Genomic DNA, 15,660 nt, shown 5'->3' on the forward strand with positions numbered 1-15,660 from the left:
TCGAACACGTTGTGCAGCGTCGCGTTGGTCACCGTCACACCGCCCACGAACACGGGCGCCAGGCGCGCCACGGGCGTGAGCTTGCCGGTGCGGCCGACCTGCACGTCGATGCCTTCGACGCGCGTGACCATCTCCTGAGCCGGGTATTTGTGCGCCACGGCCCAGCGCGGCTCGCGCGTGAGGAAGCCCAGCTGGCGCTGCAGGTCGAGCCGATTGACCTTGTAGACCACGCCGTCGATGTCGTAGGGCAGCTCGTCGCGGGTGGCGCCCACGCGCTGGTGATACGCTATCAATTCAGAAGCACCCTGCGCAGTCTCCACCTGGTCTGCGACCGGAAAACCCCATGACTTGAGGGTTTGCAGCAGCGCGTAGTGCGTGGCAAACGCGGGGCCGCCCTCCTCCGCCGGCGTGACGGCCCCCAGGCCATAGGCGAAGAAGCTCAGCGGCCGCTGCGCGGCGATGCCCGAATCGAGCTGGCGCACGGCGCCGGCGGCGGCGTTGCGCGGGTTGACGAAGGTCTTGCCGCCCTGCTCGCGCTGGCGTTCGTTGAGCGCCTCGAAGTCGGCGCGGCGCATGAACACCTCGCCGCGCACTTCCAGCAGGGGGGGCACGCCCGGCGGCAGCGTCAGCGGAATCTGCCGCAGCGTGCGGATGTTGTGCGTGACGTTCTCACCGACCTCGCCATTGCCGCGCGTGGCGGCCTGCACCAGGTGGCCGCGCTCGTAGCGCAGGCTCATGGCCAGGCCGTCGAACTTGGGCTCGGCCACGTATTCGACCGGCGGGTCGGACTCGTGCAGGCCCAGCTCGCGGCGCACGCGCGCATCGAACGCCTGCGCGCCGCTGCCCTGGGTGTCGGTTTCGGTGCGGATGCTGAGCATCGGCACATCGTGGCGCACAGGCGCCAGGCCTGCCATCACGGCGCCAATCACGCGCTGGGTGGGCGACTCGGGCGTGACCAGGTCGGGGTGTTGCGCCTCCAGCGCTTCGAGCGCCTGGTAGGCGCGGTCGTATTCGGCGTCGGGCACCGTGGGCGCATCCTGCACGTAGTACTCGTGCGCCCAGCGGTTGAGCTGTTCCCGAAGCGCTCTTATTTGAATAGCAGCCTGGGCTTGTCTGGTGGGCTCTGGTGTCGGAAAAAGATCCAGGTTTTCGGTCATCTCAGCTCTCATGGATCTGCGCGCTGCCCGCAGCGCATGCAACTGGCGCGGCCCAGGCCAGCGGCCGCCGCGCAAGGGCCGCCCCGCCGCGCTGGCGGCGTCCCCCCTCCCGCATCGCGCAGCGAGGCGAGAGAGGGGGGATGGAGCGAAGCGACACAGGGGGGTGTCCCATGCCTTCAGCTGAACAGGCGGCGCGCCAGCACCGAGCCCGCCGACAGATCGCGGCTGTCGAGCTTGTCGTAGAGCAGTTCCAGGTCGGCCGCGATCGGCTCCATGGCCATGGCGGGCAGCGGCGTGCCGTTCTGGTCGCACAGCACGCCGTCCATGGCCTCGCACAGCGCCGCGGCCGCTTCGCGCAGGCGCGCGAAGGGCTGCTCGGCGCGGTTCACCTGCGACACGTCGAGGCTGATGAGCAGGTCGCGCACGGCCGACTGCTCCATGTCTTCGGACAGCGCCGCCTGCGCGTCGAACACCAGGCTCAGCACCGGCGGCAGGCCGGGCGTGCCGGCGGGCAGCACCATGCGCCCGGGCATGGCGCCGGGCACGAAGCCCAGGCGCGCGGCGTTTTGCTGCAGGTAGCCGGGGCTCCACGCGGCCTGGCGCGCGCGCAGCACGAACGCGAGCTGTGCATCGTGTTCGCTGGCGAATTGGTCGAGCTCGCGCGCACGCGCCACCTCGTGGCGCATGTCGGGGAAGTCGGGCGCGGCGTTGACGGCGTCGGCAAACGCCTGGGCCTTGACGACGAACTCCGAAAACTCGATCTCGTTGAGCGCGCCGGTGCGGTTGGCCAGCTGCACCCCCGCCTGGAACGCGTGGTAGCGCTGGCCGGCCACGGGGGTTTCCCAGTGCTGCGTGCGTTCGTTGTAGCCCTCGATGGCAAACGGTTTGCTGCCGGCGCGGCGCGTCGGCGGCAGCGCGGCCATGGCCGCGTCGCCCGACACCGGGTGGTCGGCCTGCAGCGGAGCGATCGCGTCGATCAGCGCATCCAGGCCCGGGCGGCGCTCGGGTGGCGGAGGCACCGGCAGGTCGAGCGCGTCGTGCAGGTCGACGCTGTGCGGCGCGGGCTCGGCGCCTGGCGCCAGCGCGTGCGCTTCGGTTTCGGGGCTCGCCGGGATGTCGAAGCCGGGCTCCTGGCGCAGCGCGGGCTCGGCGGCGCGCTCGCCCTCGGGCGGCAAGGCCTTCTTCGGGGTGTTCCGGCGGGCTGTCCAGGCGTTGTAGGCCACGATCAGGGCCAGCAACAGGGCGCCGATGACGGCCAGGCTGATTTGCAAGGTGCTCATGGTGGTGTGGGGTTGGTGTTCAGGCCGCGTCGGCCATGGACAGGGCGGACTCCATGTCCACCGCGACGATGCGCGAGACGCCCTGCTCCTGCATGGTGACGCCAATCAGCTGCTCGGCCATTTCCATCGCGATCTTGTTGTGGCTGATGAACAGGAACTGCGTTTCGCGGCTCATGCTCGAGACCAGCTTGGCGTAGCGCTCGGTGTTGGCGTCGTCCAGCGGCGCATCGACCTCGTCGAGCAAACAGAAGGGCGCGGGGTTGAGCTGGAAGATGGCGAAGACCAGCGCGATGGCCGTGAGGGCCTTTTCGCCGCCCGAGAGCAGGTGGATGGTCTGGTTCTTCTTGCCCGGCGGCTGGGCCATGACCTGCACGCCGGAATCGAGGATTTCGTCGCCGGTGACGATGAGCCGGGCGTTGCCGCCGCCGAACAGCTCGGGGAACATGCGCCCGAAATGGCCGTTGACCGCCTCGAAGGTGCCCGAGAGCAGCTCGCGCGTCTCGGCGTCGATCTTGCGGATCGCGTCTTCGAGCGTGTTCATGGCTTCCGTCAGGTCGGCGGTCTGCATGTCCAGGAAGGTCTTGCGTTCGCGCGCAGCGGCCAGTTCGTCGAGTGCGGCCAGGTTGACGGCGCCCAGCGCGGCGATGCCCTGGTGCAGCCGGTCGATCTCGCCCTGGAGCCCGGCCACGCGCACGTTGCCCTCGGCAATCGACCGGGCCACGGCCTCCAGGTCGGCCTGGGCGTCGGCGAGCAGCGTGGTGTATTGCTCGAGGCCCAGGCGCGCGGCCTGTTCCTTGAGCTGGAACTCGGTGATGCGCGCGCGCAGCGGGTCGAGCGCGCGCTCGAGCTGCAGGCGCCGTTCGTCGCTGGCGCGCAGCTGGGTGCTCAGGCCGTCGTAGGTGCTGCGCTGGGCGGCCAGGGCCTGCTCGCGCTCCATCTTCAGCGCCAGCACGTCTTGCAGGCCGCCCTGCGCGGCCGCGTCGGACAGGCGCTCGAGCTCGCCCTGGGCGCGCACGCGCTCGTCGGCCAGCGCCGTCGCCTGGCCCGAGGCCGTCGCCAGCGTGCGCGAGAGTTCGGCCCGGCGCGCCTCGACGCTGCGCTGCGAGAACGTGGCCTCTTGCGCCTGGCGCTCCAGGCTGCGCTGCTGCTCGCGGCACTCGTGCAGCTTGCGTTCGGCCTCGATCACGCGGTCGCCCAGCTGGGCGTGGCGCTCCTGGCTGTCGGCCAACTGCATGTCGAGCTCTTCAAAACGCGCTTCGGCCGTCACGCGGCGCTCCTGCAGTTCGGCCAGCTGCTCCTCGACCTCGGCCAGGTCGGCACCGATCTGTTCGCTGCGCGCGCGCGTCTGCTCGACCAGCTGCGACAGGCGCAGATGCTCGACCTGCAGCCCGTGCGCGCGGCCCTGCGCCTCGGTGGCCTCGCGGCGCACGGCGGTGAGGCGCTGCGCGGCGTCGGCATAGGCGCCCTCGGCGCGCACCAGGGCCGTGCGCGCCTCGTCGGTGATCAGCGCCTGCGCGCGCAGTTCTTTCTCCAGGTGCTCGATCTCTTGCGCACGCGCCAGCAGGCCCGACTGCTCGGAGTCCTGCGCATAGAAGCCGACGCTGTGCCGCGTAACCACATGGCCACCGGCGATGTAGAGGGCTTCGCCGGCCTGCAGCTGGCTGCGCCGGTTCAGGGCTTCATCGAGCGACTGGGCGGTGTAGCAGCCCTGCAGCCAGTCGCCGAGCACGGCGCGCAGGCCGACATCGTGCAGGCGCAGCAAATCGGCCAGGCGCGGCAGATCGCTCGCAGGCTCGGGTGCCGAGGCCGCAGGGGGGCTGAAAAACGCCAGCTTGGCCGGCGGCGCATCGGCCCCGCCCGCGCCCAGAAAGCCGCGCACGCTGTCCAGACGCCCCACTTCGAGCGCGCCGATGCGCTCGCGCAGCGCCGCTTCGAGCGCGTGTTCCCAGCCGGGCTCGATGTGGATGCGGCTCCACAGCCCCTGCAGGCCCTCGAGCCCGTGCTTGGCCAGCCAGGGCTGCAGCTTGCCGTCGGTCTTGAGCTTTTCCTGCAAGGCCTTGAGCGCTTCCATGCGTGCCGACAGGTCGGCCTGGCGCGCGGCTTCCTGGTTCACCGCCTGCTGGCGCGTGCGCCGCTCTTCGTCCAGACGCGGCACGGCGTCCTGCAGCTCGGCCAGGCGCGCTTCGGTCACTTCGACGCCCTCCTGCGCGGCGGTCAGCTGGCCGTGCAGGTTGACCAGGCGCGCCTCGTCGGGCGCGGCCAGGGCATTGCGGTCGGCGCGCAGGCGCTCGTAGCGGGCGTCCTGCTGACGGCTTTGCTCGTCGATGCTGCGCTGTTCGGCGGCCAGCACCTGGATCTGCTGCTGCACCTGCACCACCGCCGTGCGCTGCTCGTTGGCGTGGTGCTGGCTTTGGCGCAGGGCTTCCTCGAGGTCAGGCAGCTGCATCGCCTGCTCTTCGACCTGGGCGGCCAGCAGTTCGGCCCGCTCTTCGGCATCGACTCCGGCCCCGGCCAGGTTCTCCAGTTCGAACTCGGCCTCCTCCTTGCGCTCGGACCACTGCGTGATCTGCTCGGCCAGCGCGACCAGGCGCTGCTGCACGCGCTGGCGGCCTTCGATCACGTAGCGGATCTCGGCCTCCAGGCGCCCCACCTCGGCCGTCGTCTCGTAGAGCTTGCCCTGCGCCTGGTTGACCTGGTCGCCAGCGGCGTAGTGCGCCTGGCGGATGGTCTCCAGTTCGGACTCGATGTGGCGCAACTCGGCCATGCGCGCTTCAAGGTCGTTCACGGCCTGCAGGCCGTCCATGCGCACCTTGGCCTGCTCGGCCTCGGCGTCGGCGCGTTTCAAGAACCATTGCTGGTGCTGCTTGAGCGTCACGTCGGCCTGCAGCGCGTTGTACTTCTGCGCCACCTCGGCCTGTTTTTCGAGCTTTTCCAGGTTGAGGTTGAGCTCGCGCAGGATGTCTTCGACGCGGGTGAGGTTTTCGCGTGTGCCCGAGAGCCGGTTCTCGGTCTCGCGGCGGCGCTCCTTGTATTTGGAGACGCCCGCCGCCTCTTCGAGGAACAGGCGCAGCTCTTCAGGGCGCGATTCGATGATGCGGCTGATGGTGCCCTGGCCAATGATGGCGTAGGCGCGCGGCCCCAGGCCCGTGCCCAGGAACACGTCCTGCACGTCGCGGCGGCGCACCGGCTGGTTGTTGATGTAGTAGCTGCTGGTGCCATCGCGCGTGAGCACGCGCTTGACGGCGATCTCGGCGTACTGGTTCCACTGCCCGCCCGCGCGGTGGTCGTTGTTCTCGAACACCAGCTCCACGCTGGCCCGGCTGGCCTGCTTGCGCGTGGTCGTGCCGCTGAAGATCACGTCCTGCATCGACTCGCCGCGCAGCTCGCTGGCCTTGCTCTCGCCCAGCACCCAGCGCACCGCATCCATGATGTTGGATTTGCCGCAGCCGTTGGGCCCCACCACACCCACCAGCTGGCCGGGCAGCAGGAAGTTGGTCGGTTCGGCAAACGACTTGAAGCCGGAGAGTTTGATGGAATTGAGTCGCACGAATCACCTGTAACACCGCGCCGCTGCGCAGCGCCAGGGCCGGGCGGCAGTCGCCGCCGGGCGCGCTGACGTGCCCGGCGGCTCAAGGGGTGAATGTTAACTGAGGCAATGGCAATGCCGCGTGGCTGGGCGCTTACAACGCGTCCGAAGCGCTAGAGACGAAACAGGGGAAAGCACCGTTCGGCGGCTTAGGAGGAGAAGGCACCTCCATATTTGTCGAACATTTTTACATTTCGTCGCAGATACCGACGCAAGGCGACGCTAACGCATTGATTTCACTCATTATTTTTGAAATGGCATACATCGTGCTTGCTTGTTGCAGTGTGCAACGTGCACATACAACCGAGGGAGCCACCATGAAATTGAAGAAAGTTGTTCAAGCAGTTGCCCTTTGTGGCGGATTGATGGGAATGGGCAGCACCCATGCTGCGCTCATGCTTTTCGACAGTGTGTCCGATACGGGTTCGATCCTGTATTCGACGACCCGAGATGGCGCCACGCTGTCTGCCACGATGCAGTTCACGCTCAACTCGCTGTCGGCCCAAAGCGCAACCTTTGGGCTGAAAGTTTCCAATGATTCCAGCGGCCCGGGCCAGAACCGGCTGATGTCATTCGGGATTGACATGGTCAGCCCCACACTGACGGGGGCTTCGGCGACCGGGTCCTGGGATGCTGGAATCAACAATACATTCCCGTCATTCGCGACTGTGGATCTGTGCATTTGGCGCAGCAACAACTGCTCCGGCGGTGGCAACGGCAATGGACTTTCCGAAGGAGGGAGCGATACCTTTTCGCTGACCCTCACAACCGCTGGCAACTTCCTGACGAATGGGATTTCGTTCACAAGCCCCTTCAGCGTCAGGTTTCAACAAGTCGGCAATGGTGGCAATAACTTTGAATTCGCAGGTTGTGTTTTGGGCACATCCAATTGCGGTCCAACGCAAGTTCCTGAGCCGGGATCGATTGCGCTGATGGGTATCGCCTTACTCGGCGCATCGTGGGCACGCCGCCGCAAGATTTGATCTGGAAAGGGCAGCGTACTTTGCCAGGCAATCCCGGTGAGGTACGTGCTCATCGAACGCCACGAGCATGGGCACATGGTGCGGGCATGCGCAAGGTCGTGGGCATTGCGCCCCAGCGGTTACCACGCCTGAAGGGCAAGAGCCGCGCACCCTCGCGCCAAGGATGATCTGCGACTGCAGGGTCTGCTCAAGCTGGCGCCTGGCCTGCTTGTGCGTGGTCATGCCGCTGAAGATCACGTATTGCACCTTCTAACGACACCTTGGCCATTGCCTTGGTGCAGCAGTGCCAAATGAGCTCCTGTTCAGACTGGCCACGACCATGGCCAGCAGTTGAACGTTTGTATTTTCTGCTTCTGAGAACATCCATTAAGTCCATAACAGCCGTCGGATTTTTTGACAGTTTTTTGAAGATACGGTAGAGGTAGCAATGTAAGTGATTACCCTACAAAGAAAAAAATTTCTGGCACGCATATTGCTCATAGCTTGGCACCGCACTTTTTTCTAGGAGCCAGCAATCATGACCACCAAACTTTATGCGTTGGCGCTGGGCCTGGCAGGCCTTGCATTCGGCGGTGGTGCTACCGCCAATACCATCAGCTTGACCCCTGTCGTTGGCAACCAGTTTCAACACTCTGTTGAGAGCCCTTGCGTCTTTAGCAGCCCATCGTGCCAAAACCCGGCGAGTTTTCCTTCGCAGCCTTTGCCTTCTCAAGGCAATGTGACCAACTGGGATCTTCTTTCACCCGCCTACACCGGGCAGACCCTTCTTAATGTCATTGGTACGGGCAACACGCTTCGGCTTGGTCTCAATTTGAATCAGACGAATGCTAATTCTCCACAAACGCTGGTAGCGTTCGATATGCGTGTGAACGACATTATCGTCGACACATTCACGGGCCCAGTCAGCGTACCTGACATCAATAACGGGCTTGGCTTCGCAGACTACCTGCTGGGCAACTTCTCCTCATTTTCCGCCACCGATAAAGTTCAGTTCCGCTTCGCCTTCGCCGATGCAAATGACGGCCCTGAAATTGTGTTCGTGCTCGGCGCCCCCGGTACCGCAGTTCCGGAACCTGCCACCCTGGCACTCTTGGGGCTGGGCTTGCTGGGCGCATGCTTTGCACGCCGCCGCCGCAGCTAATTATCTGGAAAATATCGATTCAAAACGGGCCCTGTAAGGGCAATGCCAGTCAGCTCACGCTGACTGGCATTTTTTATTGGAAACCTGGAAATTCAGTTGTCGACGACTTTCGGGAAGTGCCGCTCGGCGCAACGCGGCGGCGGCACGGCAGGTCTGACAATCAATGGCTTGAGGTCGGCTTACCCGATGCTGACGGCATCCCCGCCGCAAATTATCAGCGGCACGCATCGGCCACTGCCAATGCGACGCCGACACGATATCGATGCTCCGCAGCTTGTCACCCGGCACCGACTGACAGAACCGCACAGCGATCCAAGGCCTGCCACGGTTCTGCAAGGCTCAGCTCCCCCAAGTCCATAACGCCGATCTAGGCATCCAGCAGCCCATGGCTGTCGATGTCCATCAAGGTGGTGGCACCCTACCCTTTTCGCACTGCCATCTGGTCTTCTTGAATGCGTTGCATATCAACAATCAACTGCGTTGTGCAAGGCTTCGCCCCAGATTTCCAGCGCCGCAACAACCTGATTTTTATGCACTCTTCAGAACGTTCAACCGTCACGGTCGGCTTTGCTGGAGTTGAAAAAATCGAGTGCAGCGCACCCAACCAATTCATGCGTACCCGCGGTGTAAGAAATCACTGATCGCGTATGCGGAGCAAATTAAAGAGGAGGACAAGTCTTTTATTGATTGTCATGCATCAAAGTGTTAAATTAGTCTGCATCGGTGCGGTGAATCAGGATTGTTGAACCCATGTTCTTGAGCAGAGAGGGCACATGCTGAAATCCAATGATGACATAAAAGGCGAAACTGATTCAAGTTTTGCAATGAATTCCGCCGATGCAAAAATGGTCAGCCGAATGCGCATGGTCTTGGCCGTCTCGGTGCTACTCGCCGTTTTTGTTGACCCCTCAGGTTTGAGCAGCAGAGAAAATTTCACTTGGCTTGTATTTTTCGGATACTTGTTCCACAGTATATTTATTTATGTTTTATCCCTGCGCGAAAAGCCATTCTCGCAAAGCATCCTGGTTCACCGACTGGATGTATTGTGGTTTGCGCTTATTGTTATTTTCACCGGTGGGGTGGACAGTTTTTTCTTTCTGTTTTTTTTCTTCGCCATTCTCACCTCCTCTTTTCGATGGGGTTTCGAAGAGGGTGCTAGAGTCACCGTTGCATCGGCCATACTATTTTCTGCATCTGGCTTGGCACTGGAAACGCAAAGCGATTTATCTCGATTATTTTTGCGCACCACCTTTCTGCTGACCTTCGGCTATATGAGCGTGTACTGGGGCGAATCAAAAGTAAGATTAATGCACCAGCTTAATCTTCTCCGTGATGTAAGTCGCTTATCCAATCCTCGATTTGGAGTCGATCAAACCATTGTTAACGTACTGGAAAAAACGCGACGGTTTTTCAAGGCCAGAAGCTGTATTCTGGTACTGCGCGATAAAGAGCTTGGCACTTATTTTCTTCGCACGATAAAAGACAAAAATTCAACATCAGCGATCAGTGCCGATGCAGTGAATGCAGAAGCCGCTGCGCCTCTGATGGCGGTTTCTGACGACCACATCATTGCATACACCAGCCCGCTCTGGCCTTTCTCGTCGTCTTTGTTTCAGAAATCGATGGCCTATGACTGCTCCAGGGAACGATGGGAGAAGCACGAAGCAGAGTCCATTAAAAATCTCGCTGAAATTCTGGAGACTCGGTCCTTCCTCAGCGCACCTTTGTCATTAAGGCGACAACACGGTCGAATTTATTTACTCTCGCCCAACGAATCATTCAGCAAAGCGGATGCTTTATTTTTAAGCCATATTTTGGCACAAGCCTTTCCTGCCATTGATAATATTGATATTCTCGATAGAATGGCTTCAGAAGCCGCACTGCAGGAACGGCACAAAATCTCATTGGATCTCCATGACACTGCCATCCAGCCATACATCGGCTTGAAGTTGGCACTGGGAGCCATTCGAAACAAGGCTTCTGCCGACAATCCACTTATTGAGGATATTGATAAATTAGCACGGATGGCGGAAAAAGTAATTGGTGATTTACGCCGTTTTGCCGCGAACTTTAAAAATCGGCACAGCAAAATCGAACCCGTTTTTCTCGTGGCTTTGAATCAACAGGCGGAGCAGCTTAAAGAATTTTATGGAATTGACATCAGCATTACCATTGCGGGCGAATTCAGGGTAAGCGATCGTTTGGCTATAGAAATATTACAGCTCGTGCGCGAAGGATTGAGCAACATCTGCAAACACACTCTCGCAGAAAAAGGACATGTAAAAATTCACCATATCAACGAATCCATCAAGATTGAAATTGAAAATGAAAATCAAGGGCACCAGCCTGTAGCTTTCACCCCAAATTCTCTAAGTGAAAGGGCCGCTGTGCTGGGAGGCAAGCTGCATATTAATCACGGTCCAGATGGCAATACGGTCGTTCACGTTGAAATACCTGTATAGGATGGTTCTATGACATTTTCATCAAAACCGATTCGCGTCCTGCTCATAGACGATCACCAGACCATGCTATGGGGGCTTGTCAAACTGATTGAAAGTGAAAAGCCGCGAATGGAAGTGGCAGGAACCGCAAGAACCGGTGAAGAGGCCCTTGAGAAAATAGGCTCTCTGCATCCGGATGTTATTTTGCTGGATCTTGATCTGGGCGGAAAAAGCGCTCTCGACATTCTCCCCGCGCTGCTGTTGAATCCTGCCTCGCAGGTATTGATTTTTACCGGAGAACGCAACCAGGCGACGCTCGATCTGGCAGTTCTTCGAGGTGCACGTGGGATTTTGCGGAAAGACGCATCAGCGGAACAAGTGCTGAAGGCCATCGAAAAAACGGCCGAGGGAGAAATGTGGCTTGACCGTGAAACGCTCAGCAGGGTTTTCAGGGAATTTACGACTACCAAACTCACCAAGAAATCTAACCCCGAAGCGGAAAAACAGGCCAGCCTGACCCCTCGGGAAAGAAAAATCATTTATGCCGTTATCGAAGGCAATGGTGCGCACAACAAAGCGCTTGCCGATCGGCTTTTTATATCCGAGCATACCTTGCGAAATCATCTGACTGCGATTTACCAAAAACTGGGCGTCAGCAATCGCCTTGAGTTGTACGTTTACGCATCCAAACATCAGCTTGGCAACTTGGGCTCTTCGGGCAATCCAGATGCGCAGACAACCCCTTGAAGTTACCAGGCAAAATTGACAGGACATTCACACTCATCCCTTACCGCCCAACATGGGAAGAAGGGTGCGAATCACCTGAATAACTGCAGGCCCCATGATGACCATGATAATGGAAGGAAATATGCAGAGCACCAGGGGAAATAACATTTTTGTAGGCACTTTGGCTGCCATTTCCTCAGCCCGTACCTGGCGTTTATGGCGCAGATCATCGGAAAAAACCCGCAGCGACTCGCCAATGCTCGTTCCAAATTTGTCTGCCTGGATCAGCATTACTGCAAAAATGCTGATTTCCTCGATACCGGTGCGAAGTGCGAGATTTTGCAATGATTTTTCCCGGGTGCCACCGGCCCTCATTTCCAGATTGGTCAGATGCAACTCTTCGGCCAATGCAACACTTTTGATCTGAATTTCCTCGGAGACTTTGGTCAATCCCGCATCCAGGCCCAGACCGGCTTCCACGCAGACAAGCATCAGATCAGCCGCATCGGGAAAATTTTCAAAAATTTCCTGCTGGCGGCCTTTAATTTTAAAATACAGAAACAAATTCGGCAAATAACAGCCGATCAGAGCTGACAGCAGCATATAAAACAAGAACGTCGTATCCGTTTTCCCCACGGCTCTGAGCGCCACAAATGCAACCGCTGAAAATACAATGGGCATCAATGTCTTGCAGCCAAAATAAATAATGTGTGCATTTTTATAGCGAATCCCGGCGTTCAAAAATTTTATTCGAAGTGGGGATTTTTCAAAATCACCAGCCGGTAAAGACAGCTTGGCCAATGGACCAGCGATTTTCACAAAGGTTTCTGTCCACCGTGGTTGTTCAGACGGTCCTGCCATGGCTTGCAAACGTTTCTCCGTCTTACTTGGGGCCAACCATAGATAAAGCCCAATGATTCCCAAGGTGACAGAAAAAAATACAAGGTAAGGAAGTAATGACATTTGCATTTCCTTTATACGTGTATCTTTATTATTTTCCTGAGCATCAGCGCGCCGAAAGCCATCAGGATGAGCATGTATTTGATAATTGAAATGCCGATCGGGTCGGTCCATAACGGCGCCATGAAAGCCGGATTCAAGAGATACATCAAGCCAGCCAATGCAAAAGGCATGATTCCCAATATCCAGGCCGACAATCTCCCTTCAGAGGACAAAATTCTTACCTTTGAAAGCAATTTGAGCCGTTCGCGAATCAGGCGGCTCAAATTACCAAGGACCTCGGTCAGGTTGCCGCCGGAGTCGCGTTGAATCAGTACCGATACGATGAAATAACGCAAATCGGTCAGGGGGACGCGAACGCTCAGGTTTGTCAGCGCCTGCTGCAGCGATACACCGAAATTAACTTCGTCGTGCACAACACGAAACTCTCCAGCGACGGGCTCCGCCATTTCATCGCCCACCATTTGTAAGGCTGATGAAAGCGCGTGACCAGATCGCAAGGCTCTGGTAATCAAGTCGAGTGCATCAGGCAATTGCTTTTCGAACTTGTCCAAACGGCGTGTTCTTTGATAGCTGACATACAACAAAGGGGCCGCTGCAAAGACGGCTCCTACCACTGCCCCCAGCAAGAGCGACTGGTGTGCCAGGTAGATCACCAGCGTAAAGCTGATGGCGCCCACTGCTGCGCAGGTCAGTAAAAGCCTGGATACGGTCCAGCTGAGTCCCGCCTGAAAGATGAACCGCCCCAATCCTTCCGCTTTGGCCATGCCCAGCAGAAAACGCTCGATGACGGGCACGTCACTGAGCATTCCCTGTTTCAGCAGTTGTGCCTGTTTGGTGTGATCCGATGACGCCGAAAGCGCTTGCAAGCGCCTTTCAATTTTCTTGGCCTCGGGACCCTTGTACGACTTCCAGAACAGGTAAACCCCTTCGAGCAACAAGAGCACCGCCACGAAAACAAGCACCGATATCACAAGGAAGGCGTTGCCGCCAAGGGTTTGCAGCATGCTCACTCCTTTTATTCGTAATGTTTCGCGGGGTCGAACATCGCATCAGGCAATACCACCCCAAACGAGCGCAAACGCTCCGCAAATTTCGGCCTCACGCCGGTTGCCTGAAAATGGCCTTGCACCTCGCCTGTTGCACTGATGCCGGTTTGCCTGAAAGTGAAGATTTCCTGCATGGTGATGATTTCGCCTTCCATGCCGGTAATCTCCTGAATGCTGGTGATCTTGCGTTTTCCGTCAATCAGCCGCAGCCCCTGGATCACGACCGTAATCGCCGATGCAATCTGCTGCCGGGCGGCCTTGTGCGGAAGGTTCAGGTTGGCCATACCGATCATGTTTTCCAGCCGCGACAAGGCATCGCGCGGCGTGTTGGCATGGATGGTGGTCAGCGATCCTTCATGGCCGGTGTTCATGGCCTGCAGCATGTCCACCGCTTCAGCGCCGCGAACTTCGCCAATCACGATACGGTCAGGTCGCATCCGAAGGGCGTTGCGCACCAGTGCGCGCTGGGTAATTTCACCCTTGCCTTCAATATTGACGGGCCGGGTTTCCAGTCGGACCACGTGCGGCTGCTGCATCTGCAGTTCGGCCGCATCTTCGATGGTGACGATGCGCTCTGACTCGGGGATATAGCCCGACAAAATGTTGAGCAAGGTCGTCTTGCCAGCACCGGTGCCGCCCGAGATGATCATGTTGACTTTGGCTTTGCACAGACCTTCCAGCATGAACGCCATTTCTGGCGTCAAGCTCTTGAGTTCCATCACCAGGTTTTCCATTCGCAGTGGAATATGGGCAAACCGGCGAATCGACATCATGGGGCCGTCCAGCGCGACCGGCGGAATCACCGCATTGACGCGCGACCCATCTGGCAGCCTGGCATCCACCATGGGGCTGGACTCATCAATGCGCCGCCCTACCAGCGACACGATTTTGTCAATGATGCGCAGCAGGTGCTTCTCATCGGTAAAAGTGACGTTGGTCAGCTCCAGCCTGCCCTTGCGTTCCACATAAATCTGCTGGTAGGAATTCACCAAAATATCGGACACCGTGGGGTCGGCCATCAACAGTTCAAGCGGCCCGAAGCCGAGCATTTCATGCTGGATGTCGCGGATCAGCGTGCGCCGCTCAATGTCATTGATGGCGGCTTGCTCCTCAATGAGCAGGCGTTCCACCATGGTGGCGATTTCCTGGCGCAGCACGACGGGCGACAAATTCTCCAGCGCCGCCAAGTCAAACTTTTCGACCAGCTTCAGGTGCATCTGGCCCTTCAATACCTTGTAGGCCTCACTGGCCACGTGGCCCTGATTTGCATCGTTGACGGCATGAAGCGGCCGCGGCGCAATGGGTTCTGCAGCGACGGCATTGAGTTTGTCTCGGAAGGACATTTTTTAACTCCCATTCAATGGAAAAAAACCAAGGGCAGCGCTGCACTTCATGCCCGCCGAAACAAACGCCCCAGCAAACTACGGCTGTCTTCCTGCTTCGGGCTGAGCGACACGGCAAACTCCGCCAAACTTTTTGCCACCGTATTGGAAGAGGCCATTTCGGCCAGGGCGTCGCCCTGGTTGATAGACGCATTCACCTCTTTGTACGAATTGGGCACGGTACGCAGGCTGACAGTGCCGAGCGAGCGCTGAATGCCATCAAGGCTGATGTCTCCCCCTTTTTCAAAGCGGTTGACGATCATCTCGATCTTGTCTTCCGGGTAACCCAGCGACTTGAAGACAGCCAAGAGCTTGCTTGCATTTCGGATTCCGGGCAGTCCGGCCTGCAACACCGGAAAGATGCGGTAAGCCCGGTCCAAGGCCTTGATGGCCAGTGTGTCCAGATTACGGCCCATGTCCAGCAGCACAAAGTCATACTGGGTCACAGCCAAACCCAGGATGGCATCAATATGCTCGGGCTTGATCTCCATCGCTTTCGTCAGGTCTTCAGGCGCCGCCAGAATGCTGTAGTTGGCAGAAATTTTGACGGTGCTGGCGGAAAGGAAAGACGCATCCAGACGACTGATGTCATGGGCTACATCCGCCAAAGTGGAAGCTGGCTCGCCGTCGTGCACGAAAGACAGGGCATCGCCAAATTGCAGATTCAGATCCACCAGCAGAACCGTGTTCGTTTCTGCCAGCTGGTAAGCCAGATTGGTCGCTATGAACGTGGCCCCGCTTCCGCCTTTGCAGGGTATGAAAGCCAGTACCTTGCCCAGGCCCTTGGGTTTGGTGCTGATCAACTTGGCCGCAATGCGGCTGACTGCGGCCTCCAGCGCGTCCGCGGTCACCGGTGAAGGCAGAACTTCGCGCACGCCCGCCCGCATTGAGTTGATCAGGAACTCCGGCGTCTGGGTCGCGCAGAGCAGAATGACCGCGATTTTGGGATGGTGGG

11 protein-coding genes are annotated in these 15,660 nt (G+C 59.2%); 4 read left to right on the forward strand and 7 right to left on the reverse strand.

Annotated features, from left to right (window positions below):
• From ligA to smc, 3 genes are all read right to left on the reverse strand, one after another.
• On the reverse strand, positions 1 to 1,157 hold a 1,157-nt coding region (ligA, locus tag B2J89_RS18720; RefSeq protein WP_169170452.1), incomplete at its 3' end, for an NAD-dependent DNA ligase LigA.
• A gap of 176 nt (positions 1,158 to 1,333) precedes the next feature.
• Complete coding sequence (locus B2J89_RS18725) at positions 1,334 to 2,437, reverse strand: cell division protein ZipA C-terminal FtsZ-binding domain-containing protein (RefSeq protein WP_169170453.1); 1,104 nt, start codon at positions 2,435 to 2,437, stop codon at positions 1,334 to 1,336.
• 19 nt (positions 2,438 to 2,456) lie between these two features.
• A complete protein-coding gene (gene smc / locus B2J89_RS18730; protein WP_169170454.1) occupies positions 2,457 to 5,984 on the reverse strand; it encodes a chromosome segregation protein SMC in 3,528 nt (1,175 codons plus the stop codon).
• A 356-nt stretch (positions 5,985 to 6,340) separates the two neighbouring features.
• Between smc and B2J89_RS18735 the strand changes: the two genes are divergently transcribed.
• The 4 genes from B2J89_RS18735 (at position 6,341) to B2J89_RS18750 (ending at position 11,335) form a co-directional block, all read left to right on the forward strand.
• Positions 6,341 to 7,006: a cistern family PEP-CTERM protein gene (locus B2J89_RS18735; protein WP_169170455.1), complete on the forward strand. Its 666-nt coding sequence runs from the start codon at positions 6,341 to 6,343 to the stop codon at positions 7,004 to 7,006.
• 517 nt (positions 7,007 to 7,523) lie between these two features.
• The gene (locus B2J89_RS22855; RefSeq protein WP_240965083.1) at positions 7,524 to 8,147 is read left to right on the forward strand and encodes a PEP-CTERM sorting domain-containing protein; all 624 of its coding nucleotides are present in this window, start codon (positions 7,524 to 7,526) and stop codon (positions 8,145 to 8,147) included.
• A 773-nt stretch (positions 8,148 to 8,920) separates the two neighbouring features.
• Positions 8,921 to 10,609: a sensor histidine kinase gene (locus B2J89_RS18745; protein WP_169170456.1), complete on the forward strand. Its 1,689-nt coding sequence runs from the start codon at positions 8,921 to 8,923 to the stop codon at positions 10,607 to 10,609.
• Positions 10,610 to 10,618: 9 nt separating this feature from the next.
• A complete protein-coding gene (locus B2J89_RS18750; RefSeq protein ID WP_169170462.1) occupies positions 10,619 to 11,335 on the forward strand; it encodes a response regulator transcription factor in 717 nt (238 codons plus the stop codon).
• A 33-nt stretch (positions 11,336 to 11,368) separates the two neighbouring features.
• Here the strand turns inward: B2J89_RS18750 and B2J89_RS18755 are convergent, their stop codons facing one another.
• The 4 genes from B2J89_RS18755 to B2J89_RS18770 all read right to left on the reverse strand — a co-directional run.
• Entirely contained in the window at positions 11,369 to 12,277 is a 909-nt protein-coding gene (locus tag B2J89_RS18755; RefSeq protein ID WP_169170463.1) for a type II secretion system F family protein, read from the reverse strand.
• 11 nt (positions 12,278 to 12,288) lie between these two features.
• On the reverse strand, positions 12,289 to 13,281 hold the full coding sequence (locus B2J89_RS18760) for a type II secretion system F family protein (protein ID WP_169170464.1): 993 nt from the start codon (positions 13,279 to 13,281) through the stop codon (positions 12,289 to 12,291).
• 11 nt (positions 13,282 to 13,292) lie between these two features.
• A complete protein-coding gene (locus B2J89_RS18765) occupies positions 13,293 to 14,666 on the reverse strand; it encodes a CpaF family protein (RefSeq protein WP_169170460.1) in 1,374 nt (457 codons plus the stop codon).
• 47 nt (positions 14,667 to 14,713) lie between these two features.
• Positions 14,714 to 15,660, reverse strand: a 947-nt coding sequence (locus tag B2J89_RS18770; RefSeq protein ID WP_169170461.1) for an AAA family ATPase, incomplete at its 5' end; no start/stop codon positions are given.

This window comes from Acidovorax sp. SRB_24 (genome assembly GCF_012931925.1).